The 20,594-nt window shown below is 68.7% G+C and carries 16 protein-coding genes and 1 pseudogene; 9 read left to right on the top strand and 8 right to left on the bottom strand.

Annotation, left to right across the window (positions count from 1 at the left end):
* Positions 1-2 precede the first annotated feature (2 nt).
* Entirely contained in the window at positions 3-1,724 is a 1,722-nt protein-coding gene (locus tag GZ998_RS02370; protein ID WP_162678629.1) for a hypothetical protein, read from the top strand.
* A 940-nt stretch (positions 1,725-2,664) separates the two neighbouring features.
* Here the strand turns inward: GZ998_RS02370 and GZ998_RS02365 are convergent.
* Both GZ998_RS02365 and GZ998_RS02360 read right to left on the bottom strand, forming a co-directional pair.
* A complete protein-coding gene (locus tag GZ998_RS02365; RefSeq protein WP_219108757.1) occupies positions 2,665-3,333 on the bottom strand; it encodes a response regulator transcription factor in 669 nt (222 codons plus the stop codon).
* Positions 3,330-4,493, bottom strand: a complete 1,164-nt coding sequence (locus tag GZ998_RS02360; protein ID WP_219108755.1) for a sensor histidine kinase — start codon at positions 4,491-4,493, stop codon at positions 3,330-3,332. The genes GZ998_RS02365 and GZ998_RS02360 overlap by 4 nt, the downstream gene beginning before the upstream one ends.
* 150 nt (positions 4,494-4,643) lie before the next feature.
* On the opposite strand from GZ998_RS02360, the gene GZ998_RS02355 reads away from it, so the two are divergent.
* Together GZ998_RS02355 and GZ998_RS02350 are read left to right on the top strand one after the other, a co-directional pair.
* Positions 4,644-5,546, top strand: coding sequence for an ABC transporter ATP-binding protein (locus tag GZ998_RS02355; RefSeq protein WP_161923263.1), 903 nt, complete (start codon positions 4,644-4,646; stop codon positions 5,544-5,546).
* Entirely contained in the window at positions 5,543-6,286 is a 744-nt protein-coding gene (locus GZ998_RS02350) for an ABC transporter permease (protein WP_219108753.1), read from the top strand. Before GZ998_RS02355 ends, GZ998_RS02350 begins: the two co-directional genes overlap by 4 nt.
* A 53-nt stretch (positions 6,287-6,339) precedes the next feature.
* Here GZ998_RS02350 and GZ998_RS02345 read toward each other — a convergent pair whose 3' ends face one another.
* The 3 genes from GZ998_RS02345 to GZ998_RS02335 all read right to left on the bottom strand — a co-directional run bounded on the left by GZ998_RS02345 (position 6,340) and on the right by GZ998_RS02335 (position 9,754).
* Complete coding sequence (locus tag GZ998_RS02345; protein WP_219108750.1) at positions 6,340-9,096, bottom strand: cation-translocating P-type ATPase; 2,757 nt, start codon at positions 9,094-9,096, stop codon at positions 6,340-6,342.
* Between the two features lie 25 nt (positions 9,097-9,121).
* Positions 9,122-9,385 (bottom strand): heavy-metal-associated domain-containing protein, encoded by a 264-nt coding sequence (locus GZ998_RS02340; RefSeq protein WP_161923266.1) that lies wholly within the window; start codon positions 9,383-9,385, stop codon positions 9,122-9,124.
* A gap of 87 nt (positions 9,386-9,472) precedes the next feature.
* A complete protein-coding gene (locus GZ998_RS02335; protein ID WP_108965358.1) occupies positions 9,473-9,754 on the bottom strand; it encodes a metal-sensitive transcriptional regulator in 282 nt (93 codons plus the stop codon).
* Between the two features lie 585 nt (positions 9,755-10,339).
* Here GZ998_RS02335 and GZ998_RS02330 point away from each other — a divergent pair.
* Positions 10,340-11,143 (top strand): hypothetical protein, encoded by an 804-nt coding sequence (locus GZ998_RS02330; RefSeq protein ID WP_219108748.1) that lies wholly within the window; start codon positions 10,340-10,342, stop codon positions 11,141-11,143.
* Between the two features lie 47 nt (positions 11,144-11,190).
* Here GZ998_RS02330 and purB read toward each other — a convergent pair whose 3' ends face one another.
* Positions 11,191-12,615: an adenylosuccinate lyase gene (gene purB / locus GZ998_RS02325; RefSeq protein WP_162678917.1), complete on the bottom strand. Its 1,425-nt coding sequence runs from the start codon at positions 12,613-12,615 to the stop codon at positions 11,191-11,193.
* A gap of 425 nt (positions 12,616-13,040) precedes the next feature.
* Here purB and GZ998_RS02320 point away from each other — a divergent pair, with 425 nt between their 5' ends.
* The 3 genes from GZ998_RS02320 to GZ998_RS02310 all read left to right on the top strand — a co-directional run bounded on the left by GZ998_RS02320 (position 13,041) and on the right by GZ998_RS02310 (position 16,495).
* Entirely contained in the window at positions 13,041-14,039 is a 999-nt protein-coding gene (locus GZ998_RS02320; RefSeq protein ID WP_162678918.1) for a hypothetical protein, read from the top strand.
* Between the two features lie 168 nt (positions 14,040-14,207).
* Positions 14,208-14,426: a hypothetical protein gene (locus GZ998_RS02315; RefSeq protein WP_203233960.1), complete on the top strand. Its 219-nt coding sequence runs from the start codon at positions 14,208-14,210 to the stop codon at positions 14,424-14,426.
* A 2-nt stretch (positions 14,427-14,428) separates the two neighbouring features.
* Complete coding sequence (locus GZ998_RS02310; RefSeq protein WP_219108746.1) at positions 14,429-16,495, top strand: hypothetical protein; 2,067 nt, start codon at positions 14,429-14,431, stop codon at positions 16,493-16,495.
* 65 nt (positions 16,496-16,560) lie between these two features.
* Here GZ998_RS02310 and GZ998_RS02305 read toward each other — a convergent pair whose 3' ends face one another.
* Entirely contained in the window at positions 16,561-16,980 is a 420-nt protein-coding gene (locus GZ998_RS02305; RefSeq protein ID WP_219108743.1) for a phage holin family protein, read from the bottom strand.
* Positions 16,981-17,061: 81 nt separating this feature from the next.
* On the opposite strand from GZ998_RS02305, the gene hisC reads away from it, so the two are divergent.
* Positions 17,062-18,132 (top strand): histidinol-phosphate transaminase, encoded by a 1,071-nt coding sequence (gene hisC, locus GZ998_RS02300; RefSeq protein WP_219108741.1) that lies wholly within the window; start codon positions 17,062-17,064, stop codon positions 18,130-18,132.
* Between the two features lie 212 nt (positions 18,133-18,344).
* Here hisC and GZ998_RS02295 read toward each other — a convergent pair whose 3' ends face one another.
* On the bottom strand, positions 18,345-19,481 hold the full coding sequence (locus tag GZ998_RS02295) for a YwiC-like family protein (RefSeq protein WP_219108739.1): 1,137 nt from the start codon (positions 19,479-19,481) through the stop codon (positions 18,345-18,347).
* A gap of 621 nt (positions 19,482-20,102) precedes the next feature.
* Here GZ998_RS02295 and GZ998_RS02290 point away from each other — a divergent pair.
* Positions 20,103-20,594: pseudogene (locus GZ998_RS02290) on the top strand (hypothetical protein); the annotation flags it as partial.

The following is a 20,594-nucleotide window of genomic DNA, read 5'->3' as shown; positions in this document are numbered from 1 at the left end:
CGATGCGACTGCTCATCAGCGAGATCTACAAGCTCTACACCTACCGGTGGCCCGCACTGCTGCTGGCCGGGGCGCTGGCCGTCGGTGCTCTCCTGGACATCTACCTCGCTCTGGCATACGCCTCCTCCTCCGGCTCCTACGTGAGCACGGCACTGAGCTTCAACGAGCTCGTCTGCCGCCTGGCGTGGTTCACCCTGCCCATCCTGGTCCTGGCCGGTGACGCACGTGATGGCATGCTGGCCAGTGTCGTCCTGGTCCGCCCGCGCCCGCGCGCGATCCTGGCCGCCAAGCTCGTCTCGTCCCTCGTCGCCGCCCAGGTCAGCGCCCTGGGGTCCCTGGTCCTCATCGCGGCCTTCATGCCGCTGGGAGGGTGGCCCGACGCCGCCGCCGCCCTAGCGGCCTTCGCCCCGAAGGCCGCTCGCATGATGGTGCTGCCCCCGCTGGCAGTGTGCTTCGGCTTCGCCGTCGCCGTCCTGGCCAATTTGAGGTCACTGCCGTGGGTGGCGACGGGGCTGGTCCTCTGGAGCCAGGTGATCGAGAAGCTCCTCTTCACCGTCGTGGGTAACCTCGTTCCTCCGTCTGTCGGGGCGCTCCTTGCCCCGTATTCCGTCGCTGTCACGTGGTTCTACGGTGCCTGGGGCGAGATGGGCCTGCCTGCCTTTGACACCTGGGGCTTCCTGCCGCTCCTGGTCCTGGCCGCCCTCACCTGTGCGGCTGCCGCCGTCCTCCTCACCCGTACCGCCGACCCGGCCGGGCGACCCTGGGGCCTACCCACCGTCGCCCTGACCACCGAGGCCGTGGCCACTACGACCGCATCCGCGCGTTCCACCTCAGCCGCAGCGGCCCCTATGCGCTCGGCAGCGGCTGACGGCGCCGCCCGCTCCCACCCGGCAGGACCACCCGCCCCCACCACCAGTGCCAGGGCCTCCCGCAGTGGTCTCCTGGGTGATGTCCTGGCCTGGCTCCGGGCCAGCATGAGCTCCCACGGCGCGCTGCGGCGCACACTTCTCCTGACTCTGCTTACCGGCGCCGCGAACGCCGCCATCACTGCCGGAGTGGTGGTCATCTTCGAGATCTCCCTGACCTCCTCCGGCGCCCTCAGTGATGCCGAGTCCGCGATTGGGGCCGTCGTCAGCGGCTGGGGCATGCTCTGCCTGCCGCTGACTCTCCTGACCGGCTCGTGGACCTACCTACGGCTCATCCAAACCCGCGAGCTGGCCCTGGTCTACACGGCTCTTCCGCGTCGCAGCGCCGTCATCACCGCCTGCGCGGTCCATGCCGGCCTCCAGGCCGCGGTAGTCACCCTGGTGTCCATCGCCGCGGGTCTTGCCGTCCTGGCCTTTGCTACCAGCGTCAGTGCTGTCCTGGCCACTGCCGGACTTACCAGGATGCTGGTCGCCGCCCCCCTGGGCGCCGTCCTCGCCCAGCTCAGCGTCATCGGGGCCGCCGTCCTCATCCGCCGGCCCATCCCCGCCCTGGCGGGCGTGGCCGGCTGGCTCCTGCTGGCCGAGCCTCTCCTCCAGAGCAGCAGCCCGGTCGTAGAGCGGGTAGTGGGCAGGCGCACGATCGCCGCCCTGGTCAACAACTTCGTCAGTCCCAGTTCCTTCGCCGACGATCCCCTGAGCACCTCCGCGGCCCTCATGTGGCTCATCGCGCTTGCCGCCGTGCTTGTCACCATGGCCGTCGTCGTCGAGCGACGGCGCCCCGGAGTCATCGGGAACTGAACTGGACGGAGCAGCACCCGCGCACCCTTTCAGGTGTGGCCTTGGCCGGCGACAGCCTCGCCGGCCAAGGCCACCCCTCTGTCCGCACGGGAGCGGTAGGCAGCGAGGCCGCCCCCGCGCTCCAGCCCTGCTCAGCTGCTCTCGCGGTCTGCAACTTTGAGAACGGCATCCTGGAGGCCGGCGCGGCTGAGACCATGCGGCATGAGGGCCAGGGGCTTAAGGACTTCAAGGACTGGCAGGTTACGGTCCCTGAGGCGGCTGAGCTTCTTCCAGGCCGCCTACCTTTCTCCCGACCTCACCTTCCAATCGAGCACCAGTGGCGAGAGCAGCTCATCACGCAGGCTGCCTTCTGCCTGCTCCGGGCAGCCAGCTTGTCGTCACCACGGAGTACGTTGTTCAGGCCGGTGCCGGCGACCGACCACTACGTCCCAGCGGAAGGGACCCAGGTTATTGCTCGCTGCTGACCTGACAGCCAGCGGCGGCACAATGCGCGTAGGTAGATGCCTTAGCTGCTAGAGCACCGGGCCGGGGATGGTTTTGGGGACTGGAATGGTTTCCATTCCCAGTCCCCAAAACCATCCAAAATTAAAAGGATCGGTCAGTTGCGACATGAAACGATGCGGCATCCCCACTTCGGGTATGTGAATGATGCAGGCGAAATAGGCAGCGATGACTCGCTCGGTGAGGCGGTGACACGGATGGGGGATGGGGGTTCGGCAGGTGCTGCTGTGGCGGGAGTTGCCAGTCCCAGGAACGATACGGACACGGCGATGACAGAGAGGGTGCGAAGGGAACACATGTGCGGTGACTTCCTATCGGTTGTGGGTCCGGTGGGATAGTCGCATCTTGTCCTACACAGCTGTGTGGCCTGCTCATCATTGAGTCCCCGTTCGATTCCTCCTTTTGAGGGAGCCCGACGAGACATAATGAGGAGGGGCGACTAGCCGCCGATGCCCCGCTTGTACGCCTCGGTGACGATCTCCAGTCGGCTACCCACCCCCATCTTGCGCATAAGCGAGGAAACGTGAGTTTTGACGGTGGTCTCCGCAACGTTCATCTGGCGTGCAATCTGGCGGTTGGTGCGTGCCTGACACAGAAGCCGAAGCACTTCCCGCTCTCGCCCCGATAGATCGAGTTCTGCGGTGGAACCGGTACTGGGGCGCTGGCCGCGCACGTAGCGGTCCAAGACGCGGCTGGTGGGGCCGGGCGAGAGGACCTTACCGCCTCCGTGGACGGTGCGAATTGCCGCCGCGATCTCTGCGGCAGGCGTGGTCTTGAGAAGGAAGCCTGAAGCGCCAGCGGCGATTCCGCCATCGAGGAAGGTATCGTCATCGAAGGTGGTCAGTAGGAGTACCCGGGTATGGCCACCGGCGGCGAGGATCCGCGAGGTTGCTCCAATGCCATCCAGAACCGGCATCTGGATATCCATGAGTACGACGTCCACCATGTGGTCGTGGACAAGATTAACCGCCTCGGCGCCGTTGGCGGCGGTGGCCACTATTTCGATGCCTTTTTCCTGACCGAGGAGCATGGATAGCGAGTCGAGCACGATGGCGTCGTCGTCCACGATGGCGACGCGGATCGGACTGGGCTGGATGTTTTGGTTCATGGTTTGCCCTTTTCGTTGTTGGGTGTGAGGGGGAGGGTGGTGTGGAGGATCCATTGGTGGTTGGTGTGTTTGGTGGTGGTGGTTCCTCCGAGGGCGTGGGTGCGTTCCTGGATGCCGAGGATGCCGAGTTTGGATGAGGTGGCGGGGGTTGTGTGTCGGGTGTCGGCCAGGGGGTTGATGGCGTGGAGCTCGGCGGTGGTGTCGGTGATGTTGAGTTGGATGGTGCATTGGGCGTCGGGGGCGGCGTGTTTGATCATGTTGGCGACGCATTCGTCCAGGATGCGGGTCAGGGCGGTGGTCAGGGTGGGGGTGAGTCGGGTGGTGTCTCCTTGGTGGGTGACGGTGGCGTGGAGGCCGGCTTGGTGGAGGTTGTGGCGGGCTTGGGTGAGGGTGGTGGTTAGGTCGGGTGTGGGGGGTGCGGGGTCTAGGGGGGTGTTGGTGTCTTGTCTCAGGAGGCGCAGCATGGTGCGCAGGTCGAGGACCGATTGGTGGCCGGTGGTGATGATGTCGTCTAGGGCGGTGTTGATCTGGTCGGTGTGGTGGGGGTTGTGGAGGTGGGCTTGTGCTTGTTGGGCGCGCAGGACGATTTGGGTGTTGGCGCGGGCGAGGGTGTCGTGGAGTTCGCGGGCGATGAGGGCGCGCTGCTCGCGCAGGGCTTGGGCGTGAGCGGCCTGGGCCCGGGACACGTTGGCGTCAGCAAGCCGCAGAGGAGCGGCGATCCCCAAACAGATGGCAAGCCACAACACCTGGCTGATGAACAGGTCATTCATCTCCGTTCCCGCCTGCCAGGCTAGGAGGTTTCCGGCCGCCATGGCCACCACAATCACAACGGCCTGCCGATAACCGCCCCGACGAACGAGGGCGTACACGGCGAACCATCCGGCCAGCACCAATCCGGGTCCCCTAGCGTCTACGAGCCCGTAAGCTGTACCCGCTGCCAGGATGGTGGTGGCGGTCCAGGGATTGCGGGGGATCAGCAGCAGCGCCCACGGCACCACCAAACCCACCGTATCGGTGAGAGTGAACCACTGGAACAGCACCGGCAACGCGGAGAAGGTCAGGCTGAAGGCCGTGAAGACGCTGAGTTCACGGTGGGCGCGCCACGCAGCACGAAGTCGACTCGGCGCGACGTTGAGTGCTGGGTGAGGCAGGGAGAACATGGGTGGCCTTTCAAGACTGCGCACAGACTAGCCCACATCATGAGCCTCCTACCAAGGTAGGAGAGGTTGTGGCGGGAAGCCGGAACAGCCGAGTCCCGCCGCTGTGTCATGGTCGAGCCATCGAAGGCTTGAACGTGAAAGGGGACTGTTGTGCAGCCGGTGGTTGTTCTCGGCGTGTGCCGTTCATATGCGGGACACCAGGTGCTGCGGGACGTGGATCTGGTGGTGGAGCGGGGGTCGTTCCATGGTGTGATCGGTCCCAATGGTGCTGGTAAGACGACGCTGGTTGAGATCATCCAGGGTGCGCGCCGTGCTCAGGCGGGCAGTGTGGAGCTGCTGGGTCGGGCACCGTTGCCGCGTGATCCGCGTCTGCTAGTGCGGGTGGGGATTCAGCCGCAGGCCACGGCCTTCTTTTCTCGTGCCACGGTGTGGGAGCACCTTTCCGCCATCGCCGCGATATTTGGCGCCTCACAAGCACGGGCTGAGCAACTCATTGAGGCCATGGATCTGGGACACGTGCGCAACTCGCGTGTGGAGCGGGCCTCTGGTAGTGAGCGGCAGAAATTGGCGGTGGCCTCGGCGATGGTGCATCGGCCGGAGGTGTTGTTCTTGGATGAGCCGACGGCGGCTCTGGATGCGACGGCTCGTCATGACCTGGTGGGCTTGCTGGCATCGGCGCGTGAGGAGGGCACGACGGTGGTGTATACGACTCACCATCTGGAGGAAGCCGAGCGCCTGTGCGATGTGGTCACCATTCTTGATGGTGGCCGGGTGGTGACGACGGCATCTCCGTCTGCTCTGGTTGCCGGTGCGGGTAGTGATGCCTCGGTGCTGCTGCCCGGGGCGGCGCCGTATTTGGATGTAGTGACCGGCCTGGATGTGGTGACAGCTGCGACCGTGAGTGCGGGCGGGTTGGTGATTCACGTGCGTGACGTGGGTGAGGTGTTTGCGGCCCTTGGCGCGGCGGATGTGCCGACCGCAGGCGCGCAGGTGCACAGCCCGACCCTCGAGGACGCGTTCATGGAGCTCACAGGGAAGAAATACGAGTCATGAGCCCCTTCAAAGCCCTAACAGTTTCCCTGGCGCGCACCAATCTGCGCGATCCGGCCACCATGCTCTTCTCATATGCATTCCCTCCGGCACTGCTGGTTGTCCTTGCCTTGACCATGGGTGACCAACCAGGGGTGGACGGCCATGACATCGTTGACTTCATCAGTCCCAACGTCATGGGCTTTGGAGTGGCATTTGTTGGCATGTTCGCCGGCGCCACAACTATTGGCGAGTGGCGGGAGAAGGGAGTCGGACGTGTCCTGCGCAGTGCGCCAATGCCCGTGAGCTCAATCCTCGCCTCGGCGCTGGCCGTCGCCGTCGTCTCCGCACTCGTGCAGGCGGTGCTCATCGTGCTCACTGGGTTTGTGCCGACGGTCGGTGTCACGCTGTCGCCATGGGCAATCCTAACCGTGGTGCCAGTGTTCCTGGGGACTTTACTCTTCTACTCCCTGGGCATGCTCTTCGGCCTGGTGCTGCCCACCGTCACCGCAGTCTCCCTGGCGGTGATGATTGTGGTCCTGCCTATGGGTTTCGCCTCCGGCGCGCTGCTGCCGTTGGAGATTCTGCCGGGATGGACGCAGACGCTCGCCAACTTCCTGCCGCTGACCTACCTGCTGGACGCGTTGCGCTGGCCGCTGACGGGCGTGGCCGAGCTGAGTGACGCGCTGATCGGGATCGGCGTCACTGGCGTCGTCGGGGCGGCGCTGTTTTGGGCCGCCACCAAGCTGATGCGCTGGACGTGAGATGCCGAAGCGAACCGACCTCGGCGTGTCCCGCGTTGACTGCTTCCCGGCAGCTACTTTCCGGCCCTGCGCAGGCGCAGGGAGTTGGTGACCACGATGACGCTGGAGGCGGCCATGGCGGCGCCCGCGATCATCGGGTTGAGCATTCCGGCTGCGGCCAGCGGAATCGCGGCCACGTTGTAGGCGAAGGCCCAGAACAGGTTCTGCTTGATGATCCGCAGCGTGTCCCGGCTGATGCGGATGGCCGTCACCACGGCATCCAGGTCAGCGCGCACCAGCGTGATGTCCGCGGCCTCAATGGCCACGTCCGTGCCCGACCCCATGGCAAAACCCAGCCCGCGCGTGCCCGCCTGAGCCAGGGCCGCGGCGTCGTTGACGCCATCGCCGACCATGCCCACCACGTGGCCCTCGCCTTGCAGACCGGCGATCACGTCGCGCTTGTCGCCCGGCAGCACCTCGGCGCGCACGTCTGCGGCGTCGATGCCGACCTCCCGGGCCACCCGGTCCGCGGTCCGCCGGTTGTCGCCGGTCAGCAGCACCGGGCGCACCCCCAGCTCGCGCAGTGCGGCAACCGCCTCCCGGGAGGAGGGACGCACCGTGTCCCGCACTGCCAGCACCGCCCGGGCGACGCCGTCCACGGCGAGTACCACGGCGGTCGCCCCGGACTCCTGCGCGGCGGCGACGGCGCCGGTTGCCTGTGCGGGAAGGTCCACCCCCTGCTCCGCCAGCCAGGCCGGTCGGCCCACCCGGACCTGGTAGGCGGCGCCGTCCAGCGTCACCGTGCCGGACACTCCCCGCCCCTCGTGGTTGGAGAAGTCCCGCACCGCCGACACCTGCTCGAGCCGTTCCTTGGCGGCCTCGGTGATTGCCCGGGCCACCGGGTGCTCGCTGGCCGCCTCCACACTCCCGGCCAGGGCGAGGGCCTGCAACCGCGTGCTTTCGGGGCCGGGGCGGTGAAGCCCCTCTCGGCTACCATCCGCGATCCTCGTACCTCGGATCGCTCCCGCCAGCCCCACCACGCCTTCGAGCGGCTCCCCCGCCCCGGCTGAGTCCGGTCCGACCCCCTCGGCGCCGGGTGCTGGGGATGCGGAGTCCTCCGCTGCTTCCACCCCGCCGTCACCCTCGGCGTCCCAGGTGACGATCCCGTCGGCGTCCAGGCGCATGCGGCCCTCGGTGACGGTGCCGGTCTTGTCCAGCACGATCGTGTCCAGGGTGCGGGTGGACTCCAGCACCTCGGGCCCCTTGATGACCACGCCGAGCTGGGCGGCGCGCCCGGAGCCGACCAGCAGCGCCGTCGGCGTCGCCAGCCCCAGTGCGCAGGGGCACGCGATCACCAGCACGGATACGGCCGCCATGAACGCGGGCTGCGCCGGGTGCCCCAGCGCCAGCCACACCGCCGCCGTGGCCAGCGCCAGCACGATCACCGCCGGCACGAACACCCCGGAGATGCGGTCGGCCAGCCGCTGCACCGGTGCCTTGCCGGCCTGCGCCTCGGTGACCATGGCGCCGATGCGCGCCAGCGTGGTCCCCGCGCCGACCGCCGTCGCCCGCACCAGCAGCACGCCGGAGGTGTTAATGCAGCCTCCGGTGACGGCGTCGCCGGGGCCAGTCTCCACCGGCACCGACTCACCGGTGAGCATGGAGGCGTCCACCGCGGAGCGGCCCTCGATCACCACGCCGTCGGTGGCGATCTTCTCGCCCGGACGCACCACGAACAGGTCGCCGGCGGCCAGGGCGTCGATCGCCACCGTCTCCTCGGTGCGGGCGGCCTCGGGGAGAGGGGCGCCGTCGTCGTCGAGCACGTCGACGGCGTCGGTGGAGCCGGAGGGGGCGGTCAGCGTGACCCGGGTGGCCGAGGTGGCTCCGAGCTGAAGCAGGGCGCGCAGGGCATCGCCGGAGCGGTAGCGGGCGCGCGCCTCCGCGTAGCGGCCCGCCAACAGGAAGGTGGTCACCCAGGCGGCGGACTCGAAGTACATGTGCACCTGATGCCCCTGGGCGCGCGGGAGCAGCTCCATGCTCATATGCGCCCCCAGCTGGCCGGCGCCGCCGAAGATCAACGCCCACAGGCTCCAGCCGGTCGCGGCGATCACGCCCAGGGACACGAGCGTGTCCATGGTGGAGGCTCCGTGGCGCAGCGCCCGGAGAGCGGAGCGGTGGAAGGGCCAGGCACCCCAGGTGGCCACCGGCAGAGCCAGCGCCGCCACCACCCACTGCCACCCGGTGAACTGCAGCGCGGGAATCATCGAAAGCGCCATCACGGGGATCGACAGCACCAGGCAGACGACCAGGCGGGTGCGCAGGTAGGCGGCCCTTTCGGCCTGGGACTGGCCGAGCACCGGAGCCGGTGAGCTTGCGTCTGCCCCGGCCGGCGCCGGTGCGGACTCGGAGCCGGCGGACGCGCCGGATGAGACTGCGGTGGAAGAGTGTGTTTCCGCGTCGGTCGCCGCTGCCGCATCGGGGGAGGGGGATGCCGGAGCCGACCCGGATCCGGCATCGGGTCGGGGCGCTGCGGAACCGGAATCGCCGTCGGTCGGCGCCAGGTCGGTGCGGCCGGTGACGGTGGCCGTGTAGCCGGCTCGCGCCACCGCATTGATCAGTTCCTCATTGCTCACCGGTGCGCTCAGCGTGACCCTGGCGGACTCGGTGGCGAGGTTGACGGAGGCCTTGACACCGTCGAGCTTGCCCAGCTTCTTCTCCACGCGCGCCACGCAGGAGGCGCAGGTCATCCCCCCGACCGCGAGGTCGACGGTGGCCACCGGCGTCGAGCTGGGGGCGGCGTCGGTGGTGGCGGTGTGAGTCGGCTCAGACATGTGTTGATCGGCCTCCAGTGTGAGCTCAGGCGGCGTCGCGCTCGATCGCGTCGAGGGTGTAGTCGCCGGCCTCGTCGATGGCCTCGGCCAGGGCGGCATCCGACAGGACCACATCGGAGACGACCGTGGCCACGGACTGCCCGCCCTTATTGAGGATGACGGAGACATTCTTGACGCCGTCGAGGGCCTCCAGCTCCTCGGTGACGTGGGCGACGCAGTGGTCGCAGGTCATCCCGGAGATCCTCAGGGTGGTGGTGCGGTCGACGCCGTCGGCGGTGAACTCGGACATGATGGGCTCCTTGATCTCGGTGTGTGGGTTTGGGTCTGGTTTGCGAGCGGCGAATGCCGGTGCCGGCGGGCGCCGCCCGCCGTGCGGTCAGGACTTGACCAGGCGGGCGATCGCGTCGGAGGCCTCGCGGATCTTGGCGCGGCCCTCCTCGTCGGAGGACTGTGCCGCGTGCAGCACGCAGTGGTTCATGTGGTCCTCGAGCAGGCCGAGGCTGACGGCCTGGAGTGCCTTGGTGACGGCGGAAACCTGAGTGAGTACGTCGATGCAGTAGGCGTCCTCCTGGACCATGCGCGAGATGCCGCGCACCTGCCCCTCAATGCGACTGAGTCGCTTGAGGTAGTCCTCCTTGGTTCCCGTGTATCCGGCCATCGCTCCTCCTGCCCGTACATGGTGCACGTGGTGTCGGCCGATCTATGACGACCGACAACCGTCACAATACCCCTAGGGGGTAGGGGTTGCAATGCCGCAGGGCAGGAGCGGCAGGGCAGGGGACTCGGTGCGGCGGGCGGCGCGGGCTCGCCACCAACGCTTACTGCGTCCCCCTTCCTTCCCCCTTCGCGTCCTGGTGCACGGGAGTCTGCCGCACGCCGGAGGGAAAAGGCTCGGAACGGGGTGCAAAGCATCGGGGAAGGCGGCGGATTCGGCGGCTGGTACCCGATGTCTGAAATCCGGCTACTTGCGGCGACATTCAGTAGGGGAGGCGGCGAGACCCGGGGTTGTCTCTTGCGTGGTGTCACAAAATGCACCACTTTCATCCGCCTCGCAGCAGCGTCATCACTGCGATCCGCGTCATCACGCGATTTTCGCCGATGGGCTCGCGGGTGTGGTGGCGAAAGTGGTGCATTCAGTGACAGCGATGCGGGTGGTTCCCCGTATCGAGGCTCACGTCAGGAGGGGAATGCGGGCGGGAAGGGCAGCTGGGCCTCGCTGCGCCAACTGTGGGATGCTGGTCACATGAGCGAGCAGCGTGCACCCGCGGAAATGAGCGCCGCCGACACGTCCGACACGTCCTGGGCCCCGATCGGCTGGGAGCCGGCTGACATCGGCTTCGATGACGCTCCCTTCGGCAGCGTCCTGGGCGACCCCCTCATGGGCTCACCCATATTCGATGTTTCAGTGCTCGACGCCACGCCCTCCGCCGGCGCCGACGATGCCAGACCGCGCCCCGCCCAGGTGCCCCCCGCCTCGCATCCTGCTGCGGTCGCCCCACCCGGCAGCAGCGCACAGCAGCGGCCCGCACCGCAGCATCCCGGATACCCCCAGCCCGCTACCCGGCCGCCGGTGCAGCCCTCCTCGCGGAGTACTCCGGGCTACGGGCTGCGGCCAGCGGCGGCCGCAGGCGTACCGACTCCAGGCGGGGGACCGGTGCCGACCCCCGGAGCGCCATCACGATCCGCGGCCGGATACGGCGCAGCGCCGCGGATGCGGTCGGCCGCTGTGGTGGCCGGCGGTGCCCCCACCAGCCGGAGCGCCGGAATGGCCTCCACGCCCGTGCCCCGCCCTCCCGCCCCGGACCCCTACGCGTCCGGGCAGGCGCAGCCACTACGGCCAGCCGCGCAATCCGCCTCCGCCCACGGCCTGCCGCAGCCGCGTGTACCGGGGCAGGGCCCGTACGTGCAGGCTCCATCGCGGGGTACCCCACCGACTTCCCGCCGGGAAGGCCAGACCGATGACACTGAGGGCAGCGGCGGTTTCGTGCCCGCCGGGATCTGGTGGGCGATCGCCTTCCTGCTTCTGATCATCTTCTCCAACATGTGAGGCGTCGCGGGAGCGCGTCTCCCGGAGCGACGCGGGGGAGGCCGCGATCAGGCGTCCAGGTGCCGGACCAGGTGGGCGGCCAGGCCCGTGTAGGTGGCGGGCGTCAGCGCCAGCAGCCGCGCCTCGACCTCGGCGGGCATGCCCAGGCCCGCGATGAAGTCCCGCATGGATGCGGCAGTGACCCGCTTGCCGCGCGTGAGCTCCTTGAGCCGCTCGTAGGGGTCGGCCATGCCGGTGGCCCCGGCCACCGACGCCGCGCGCATGGCCTGCTGCACCGGCTCGCCCAGGACCTCCCAGGTGGCGTCGAGGTCCTCCGCCAGGCGGGCGTGGTCGACGTCCAGCCCGGCCAGGCCGCGGCGAATGTTGTCGATCGCCAGCAGCGAGTGGCCGAAGGCCACGCCTACGTTGCGCTGGGTGGTGGAGTCTGTCAGGTCGCGCTGCAGCCGGGAGGTGACTAGGGTGGCGGCGAGCGTGTCCAGCAGGGAGCAGGAGATCTCCAGGTTCGCCTCCCCGTTCTCGAAGCGGATCGGGTTGACCTTGTGCGGCATCGTGGAGGAGCCGGTGGAGCCCTGCGCGCTCAGGCGCTGGTGGAAGTAGCCCAGCGAGATGTAGGCCCAGGCGTCGGTGGCGAGGTTGTGGGCGATCCGGTTGAAGCGGGCTACGTCGGCGTACAGCTCCGCCTGCCAGTCGTGGGACTCGATCTGGGTGGTGAGCGGGTTCCAGGTCAGGCCCAGGGACTCGACGAAGGCGCGTGCGACCTCCTCCCAGTCGGCGCCGGGCACCGCGACCACATGCGCGCCGAAGGTGCCGGTGGCCCCGTTGATCTTGCCCAGGTACTCGGCTCCCTCCACCCGCTTGACCTGCCGGCGCAGCCGGTGGGCCAGCACCGCCAGCTCCTTGCCGAGGGTGGTAGGTGTGGCCGGCTGGCCGTGGGTGCGGGCGAGCATGGCCGCGTCGGCGTGCTCGCGGGCCATGGCGGCCAGGTCGTCCACGAGCCCGCGGGCCGCGGGCAGCCACACCTGTGCGACGGCATCGCGGATGGTCAGCGCGTAGGCGAGGTTGTTGATGTCCTCGCTGGTGCAGAAGATGTGGACGATCTCGTGCACCTCGGGCAGCACCGTGGTGCCCAGGGCCTCGGGGGCGGCGTCCAGGCGCCGCTTGAGCAGGTACTCCACGGCCTTGACGTCGTGGCGGGTGACCGCCTCGATCTCGGCCAGCTCGGCGATGTCCGCCGCGCCGAAGGCGTCCACGACGCCGCGCAGGTAGGTCTTCTCGGCGTCGGACAGCACGGGGGCGCCGGGCAGTGCCCGGAGGTCGGTGAGGTGGATGAGCCACTCCACCTCCACGCGCAGGCGCGCCCGGTTCAGGGCGGCCTCGGACAGGTAGTTGACCAGTGGTGCGGTGACGGCGCGGTAGCGGCCGTCGAGCGGGCCGAGGGCAATGGCGGGGGAGACGGTGGCGAGGTCGACCATGACGCCGATTCTGCCAGGCGTGGCCAGCGGCGGAGACAGGTGTCTCAACCGGGTCGAGTCAAGCGCGAAAGTAGGATGCCTCTGCGGACCCCCTGAGCGTTCGGGGTGGTTTTGTCCGAGATCGGCAGTAACGCTGAATCCGACGTTCCGGAGTCACCTCATAACCGCATGATTTCAACGATCTTTGAGGCGCCTCATGGCGCTGTTAGCTCGTTCGTGCCGATCTGCGACATTCCGGGCCCCGCCTCGAGCCGGGGAAGAGCAGAGAAGAGCTCTGTAAGGTTCCCCTTGTCGACGACCATGTACAGGAGTGTACAAGAGGCGGGTGAGCTGCTCGCTGCCGGTTCCTACGCCGGACAGCGTTCGCCCGAGCCGGTTGTAGCCGCCAACGGGCTGGCCGGCCGCGGCGGCCTAGCATTGGGGTCATGTCCGAACAAGTACGGCGGCTGAACGCGGGCGACCTGGCAAGTAGCGAGATGCACGTATTGATGCGTGCGGCCGCCGGACTCCCCGGGACCGAGATCCGCCGGATTCTCGCGGAGACCGCCGACGACGCCGTCGAGCGCCTATGGTCCGGGCGGCCCAACGACTGCCTGCCCCTGGCCGCCGCGTGGCGCGGGTGCGAGCGGCCGGACGGCGGGGAGGATGGCGGCATGAGCGAGCCTGCACGCGGGTCCTCGTACGAGCCGAGTCCCGCGGACGTGCCCCAGTGGATCAACGACCTGGTGCCGATCGCCGCCCGGGCACGCGCCTTGCTGCGAGCGGGCGCGCCCGCGCTGCTCGTTGCCGTGGCCGTCGTCCTGGCGATTCCGCAGCTGGTGACGCATCCCTTGCCGTGGGTGGCCGCGGCGTGCGTGGCGCTGGGCGGATACCTTGCGCTGCGGCACGGCGGACTTGCAGTGCCGACGGCGGGCGTATCGGCCATTGGCGGTAATGCCGCCGGGCCGCGGGCAGTATCCGGGGCGCCGGCCGCGGTCGGCGCTGGGCCACAGTCCTCGGCCGGGGGTTCGGCCGCGACCGCCTCCGGGGAGCTGCGCCCCGGCGGCCGCACGGGCGCACTGCTGGCGGTGCTCGACCTGGTGCTGTCAGCCGTAGGCCTCGCCCTGTGGGCCGGCCTGGCACTGGCCGGAACCGACCGGGCGCTGCTGCTAGCGGCTACCGCTGCTGCCGGAGGGCTTGTGGCGGGCGTCGGCCTGGTTACCGTCATGGAGCTGGTCGGGCGGCGCCGTACCGGCGTGGTCGCTGCGCTCGCGGCCGTCACACTGAGCGTTGCCGTCGCAGTTGCCTGCGGCCTCACCCCGGCCGCGCCCTCCTGGTGGTTGGTGCTGGGGCTGGCGGTGGGTGCCGACGCGGTCGGCGCAATCGCCCTGCGCGTGGCGGTCCGCAACGACCGCCGCTCTGCGCAATTGGTTGACGCCGCCTGAAGCAAGCGCCCGCACCTTTGCGTCCCGCCCCTGGAGCGTCCGACGGCCTAGTGCTGCCTCCCGCCCGGGCGGCCAGCAAAACCCACAGGTAGTGTTCGTACGCCCGTGCGTCTGCCGCGTTCACAGCCACCCTGCGGGCACCGCCTCGGTCACTCTACCGTCGAGGCCATGTCCTCCTTCCTTCTTTCAATCGCAGCGGACAAGGCAGAGGTTGGCACCGCCTTGGTTCCCGCCACCGTTCCGACCGACTGGACCGGCTCCGCCGCCTCGGCCTGCCAGACCACCCTCGATGAAGTAGTCACCCTCGTAGGCGGGCTCGATGCCCTCATGACCGACGCCCAGAACGCCATGACCCTACTGGAAGCCGCCGAGAGCGAGGAGGGTTAATCATGACCGTAAACACCACCAGTGGTGTGTCCGCCGCGGACCAGTACGCGCTGAAGTCGTTGAATCTGCGCACCCCACTGGCGAGCTACGCAGACCCCAGCAGTGTTCCGGTCGGTTCCGGCCCCCTCGGGCAGGGCACCGGCGCCGGATCGGTTCCCTTCGGTGCCACCGCGTCGGGCGGGGACCAGGACGATATGGTGTGCCGCAGCGGCGACCCGGTCCTCGGCGGGGGAACCTCCCCCGGTTCGGGCCCTTACACCACGGACGCCGCCCTGCCCTACCCCCTGACCTGGTCCGGCATGCCCGCTGGCACCGGCGTCGTCGTCAGCGGCGGAACCTACGGGGTGAACACCAACGATCTCACCAGTTTCGCCACCACTCTCTGCACCGCGGCCGACTGGCTGGAGGATGCCCGTGACCTGGCACTGGCGTGCCTGACGGACCTGCGCTGTGACGGCTTCGGGGTCATGATGTACAGCCAGCCGAACATCGGCGCGAACGGCTCCTGGAACTTCGGCTTCAATTCGGCGCATGAGGCCATCACCTCGGGTGGTGCGCAGTGCTACTCCCCGGTGTCCGACTCGTGCGCCACAGAGCGCGCCAATGCCATCGCCGCCCTGCAGTCACTCACCAGCGGTGCCGGCTCCCTCGACGACGCCGCCGACAGCCTGCGTACGCTCGCCACTGCGGTCACCCTCAGCGCCGCCACCTACACGGACACCGAGTCGGGCATGAAGGGTCGGTGGCTCCTGATGCTGCAGACCGCCCGCCTGGGGATCAAGTTTGGAGGCGGGTCTCATGCAGTCATTGCGGCGGGAATCGTAGGCGCACTGGCGGTGCTGAGTGCGGACGGCGCCGCCCTGCCCGACGGCATGGATGATGCGCTCCAGGGCCTTGAAATGCTGCTGGGCGACCCAATGCTCGATGACTGGGTCAACACCGACCTCATGATCCTCCTGGCTCTGGCGATATGGGCGAAGCAGGCCAAGACCGGCCTCGAGGCCGCGTCCATCGAGACCTACATCGGTCAGGTAGCCGAGGAACTGGACCCCGCGATCTCTGCCATGCTGCCTGACCAGGTGCCCGTCGGCAGCCGCATGGTGGACACCGCTTCCCTGACACCCATGCAGCGCGTGGTCTACTACCTGGCCGTGCGTGCCGAGCAGTCGGGGGCGTACCGCTACGGGGAGCCCACTGGCGTGACCGTGACCCCGCACGGCGGACAGTCCGTCACGGTCCCTCCCGGCGTGCGCGACCCCTTCGGGCTCGGGACTGCCGTTCCCGCGGTAGCCGCAGCGCTGCCGCAGTCGGGCACCGGCCCGCAACCGGGGACGGTCGCTGAGGTCATCCGCTACTCCGACGACATGAAGGGCCGCGACGAGGACACCTCCTCCGGCGTGGTCTCCATCCTGCGCACCGACCACGCCGACGGAACCACCTCCTGGCTCGTCGTGGTGCCCGGCACCACCGACTGGGGCAGCGGCAACACCAACCCGCAGGACCTGCTGACCAACCTGCAGGCGGTATCCGGGCGGCCGACCGACATGGAGACCGCAGTGGTCACCGCCATGCGTGAGGCCGGTATAGCCCCTGGCGACAAGGTCGGCCTGTACGGGCACTCCCAGGGCGCGATAACCGCCTCCAACATCGCCGCCGACTCGGCAGTCGCCGAACAGTTCAACATCACCAACCTGCTCACCGCCGGGGGCCCGACCGCGGGCGCGAACCTGCCCGAAAGCGTCAACGCCCTCCACCTAGAGAACACCGGCGACGCCGTGCCCGCGCTCGATGCGGCGCCCACCCCGCGCACCCCCACCCGCACCGTGGTAACCATCGACACCCACGCGGCCGGCGTGGACGGGTACCCTCACGCGCCGCAGATCTATGCCGACGCCGTCGACGGCATGCACGGAAACCCGCAGATAGACCAGTGGACCGAGGAGCTCGGAGGCATCACCGGAGCCGGGGAGGACGGGGCGAAGACCACCGAGATCATCTTCGACATCACGCGCGACAGCCCTGAGACCACCTGGGAGCAGGTGGCGCAGGGCGCCGGCAAGCAGGGGTGAGGTGCGGCGCGGCGAGGAGCAGGGCCCGGGCAGCGGTCGCCTCAGTGCTCACTTCAGTGCTTGCCTCAGTGGCCGTTTCGGTGGTCGCTCGGCCCCAGAACGCCGACGATTATCGCCGAGGTGACCGACACGATCAGAGAGCCCACGATCGCGGTGCCGAACGTGGCCACGTGCAGTCCCAGCGTCAGTTCCGCACCGGTGCTCACGCCGGCCAGTACGTCCGTTATCCGGCTGGTCAGCATGAGCATCGCCCCATTGACCACCAGTGCGAACAGCCCGAAGGTCATCACGTACAGGGGAAAGGCCAGCACGCGGGCCACGGGCTTTATCAGCGAGTTCACCAGCGCCAGTACCAGGCCCACCACCAGCAGGTTGACCACGGTCAGAGTCAGGCTCGGTGTGCCCGGCACGGCCATGCCTGGCAATAGCGCAACCGCCAGCCACAGGCCGCCCGCGTTTCCGAGCGTGCGAACAATCAAGTCCATGCGTCCATACTCCCAGACCCGGGTCCCGGCGGGAACGGGATGCGGGTCACTCAGGCCTGCGCTGCGTGCCAGGATGAGGGCATGACCCCCGTGCATCTCCGCTCCGCCGTCCAGACTCTGCCCGCATATGTTCCCGGCGCCCGTTCCACCGGGAAGGACGTAGCCAAGCTCTCCAGCAACGAGCTGCCCTACCCGCCGCATGCCAGTGTGCTGACCGCCCTGACGGCAGCCGCGGGTGGTGCCAACCGCTACCCGCAGATGGCGGGGGACGCGTTGGTGGAGGCGATTGCCAGGCGGCACGCGGTGGCGCCCGAGCAGGTGGTGGTGGGCAACGGGTCGGTCGCCCTCATCCAGCACGTCCTGGACACCGTCTGCGACGAGGGTGACGACGTGGTCCTGCCGTGGCGCTCCTTCGAGGCCTACCCCATCTGCATCGCAGTCGCCGGCGCGCGGGCCGTCAAGGTTCCGCTCACGGCCGACGGCCGACACGACGTACCCGGCATGATCGCCGCCATTACTCCCCGCACGCGCGCCCTGCTCGCCTGCACTCCCAATAACCCCACCGGTCCGGCGCTGGCCGCGGATGAACTCGCCGCGCTGGTGGAGGGCGTGCCTGAGCAAGTGCTAGTGATCGTGGATGAGGCCTACCTCGACTTCGTCACCGACTCCGCGGTTGGGGATGCGCTCACGCTGCTGGAGGAGCACCCGAACCTGCTGGTCAGCCGTACCTTCTCCAAGGCGCACGCTCTGGCCGGCCTGCGTGTGGGCTACCTCGTGGGCGAGGCCGGCATCATCTCCGCTATCCGGTCGGTAGCGACGCCCTTCGGCGTGAACCTGCCGGCGCAGGTAGCCGCGGTCGCCGCCCTGGAGCCAGAGGTGTTGGGCGAGACCGCCCGCCGCGCCGCAGCCGTTGCGGCCGAACGGGATCGGGTGCTGGCCGCGCTGCGCGAGCAGGGGTGGGACGTGCCCGATTCGCAGGGGAACTTCTTCTGGCTGGCTGTCGGGGAGGAGACGAGCGCGCTCGCGGAGCACTTCGGGGCTGCCGGGATCCTGGTGCGCCCCTTCGTCGGCGAAGGTGTGCGCGTATCCATCGGAACCCCTGCTGAGAACGACCGCGTGCTGGCCGCCACTGCCGCCTGGCGTGCGCGCTGAGGAGGGTGGGTTGTTCAGGTCTCGAACGTGCATGTAGGCGACCCGCCGGACCGATGGGGCAGCTCCGGCCGTCCGTGGGGATGGCGGTGTTATGGGTCCTAACGGCCCGTATAGTGCAGGCCGCTCCGGCCATTTGTGGGGATGGCTGGAGTCGGGCAGCACCACCACGTCCTGTTCCAGGTTGCCCCTGCCGTCTGCGGGGATGGCGCCCTTCAGTGAATGGCGATAGTCAGCAGGAACAACAGGCAGAAAACGATCTCGGTGATGCCCATGACCCGGGGACGCAGCGGGGCTCGGCGGGCACGCACCAGATGCCACTGCGATAGCGGCACGACCAGGGAGCGCACAGCGAGCACCAGCCACAGTGCGGCATGCGCCCACGGCAGCCAGCCGCCACTGGCGAGCCACACCGTGCCGGCGGCGACGAGTGCGTGCCATGCGACCGTGCCCGCCAGTAGCGGCCGGTTGAAGCGCTCGCGGATCATCGACTTGATGTAAGGCACCGTCCCGCAGAAGTAGGCCGCTGTCAGTGCGGTCACCAGCCACATCCATGCCCATCCCGTCAGCTCGCCGTTGGGGGAGGCTCCGGGCAGGCTGGTGGCGTCGGGTCCCGTGCCTAGGAATCCTCCGCGTCCGCCGACTCCGAGCGAGTAGGTGACTGCCGCGATTAGGGAGGCGGCGATCGTGGTAGCCAGTCCCGAGAGGAGTGAACGCTCTCGGCCGCGCCAGGACTCCCGTAGGGCGACTGCGCACAACGGCGCCAACGGCACCGCCCACTGCAACAGGTATGGGGCCACGGATAACGTCACAATGCCAAGCAGAGCGGTCCAGCTGGTGTAAACCGCCAGCGGAGGCAGCGCCAGTGCGCGCCGACGCGGGGAGCGGGCGCGGGCCCACTGTGACCAGGCCCAGTAGGTCAGGTAGGCGCCCAGCCAGGCGGGGATGAACAACAGGTTCACCCAGCTGAACCCGCCCACGACCCAGCCCATGATCGGAGGCAGCAGCAGCATGTAGTGCGCGCCGTGCTGGTTCGGCATCCAGGTACGGCGGCCGGTTTGTGCGCTCGTGCGTGCCGAGGCTGGAGAGCCCGTCCTGGGCGCGCCGGGCCGTGGGGATGCGGCGCCGCTGCGCCCGGCCCGGGTGGACGCTGGGCGCACCGGCTCTCCCGTCGCCAGCAGGAGGTCGTCCTCGGGGCCGGGGCGCGACTGCTGATGCGGAATAGGGCCGCGCGGCCCGCGCCCGCCCGCCGGTGCCGAGCCGACTGCGGCGGAGTCCGTGTCCGCGCCTGGCAGCCCGGAGACGTACTCGATGTGGCGGTCGGAGGGGCCTGAGGGGCGCTGCTGAGTCACGCAGGCAAGCCTAATTGGCCCGGATCTGTCATGGAATGCACCACTTTCGGGTGTGGTGCGTCCTTGGGGTCACGGCGATCGGCGTGATTCTGCGCCTGGGTTCCAGGCTTGTGGGCCGGGGACAGCGTACGCAACGTGAATGTGGTGCATCCAGTGACACCGGGGCCGGTATCTGCGGATGGGGCGGGTTGGCAGGAGCGTCTGACGGGCGGGCGGCTGCTCCGAAGACGGGCCAGGCGGTGCAGGTTTTCCACAGACCACGTCTGTCTGTTGAGTATTGACGATTATGTTTGACAGTATTTGATTGTGGATCGTGTTGATAGAGAATCTCGTCTCGTGGCTGACCTCAGTCGCTGCGGTGCCGCGCGGCGCGCAAGTGTGTGCCGTGACCGCTCCGACTGGCGCGCCCTCGCGAGGCTGGTTGAGGGAGGCAAGGTCGTTTCCTATCCCCAGGGGGTAGTCGCGTTGCCGTCGACCGATCGGGCGACGGTCGTGACCAGGCGCGTCGGTGGCTTGCTGACTTGCGGGCACGCGCTTGCGCACTACGGAATTCCCCTGCGCCGAGAGCCAACTGTTGTTCACGTCGCTGTTCGGCGTGGGCGCAGCCATACCCCGTCGGGAGTGGGGCGGGTTGTTGTTCACCGGATTGAGGGGCTGGCGCCGCAGGACCCGCTGGAGCCGCCGGTCGCCGATCCGGAGTCCGTCATGCTGACGGTGATGCGCTGCGCTGACGAGCTCGATGCGCTGATCGCACTGGATGCCGCTCTGCGAATCGGGCTGGTTGACAAGACCATGCTTTTGACCAGGTTGATGGGCCCGCGTAATGGTCGCCTGAGATCCCTGCTGGGGCGGGCTGATCCTCGGGCTCGTTCCCTCTTGGAGACGATTGCTCGGTACGACCTGCAGGAGGCCGGGCAGGAACCAGAAGTAGCCGCCGATCTCGGCTTCGAGGTGGATCTACTCATGGGGCGCCTGGTCATTGAAACAGACGGATACGCCTACCACGGCGACCGGGACTCCTGGGAGAACGATCGTCGACGCGACCAGTCGTTGCTGCGGCGGGGTTATGTGCCGCTCAGGCTGACCAGCGCCCAGGTGCTCTCGCGGCAGACC

The organism is Actinomyces sp. 594 (genome assembly GCF_019325145.1).
Taxonomy (GTDB): domain Bacteria; phylum Actinomycetota; class Actinomycetes; order Actinomycetales; family Actinomycetaceae; genus Actinomyces.
This window is presented reverse-complemented; position numbering and strand designations above follow the sequence as displayed.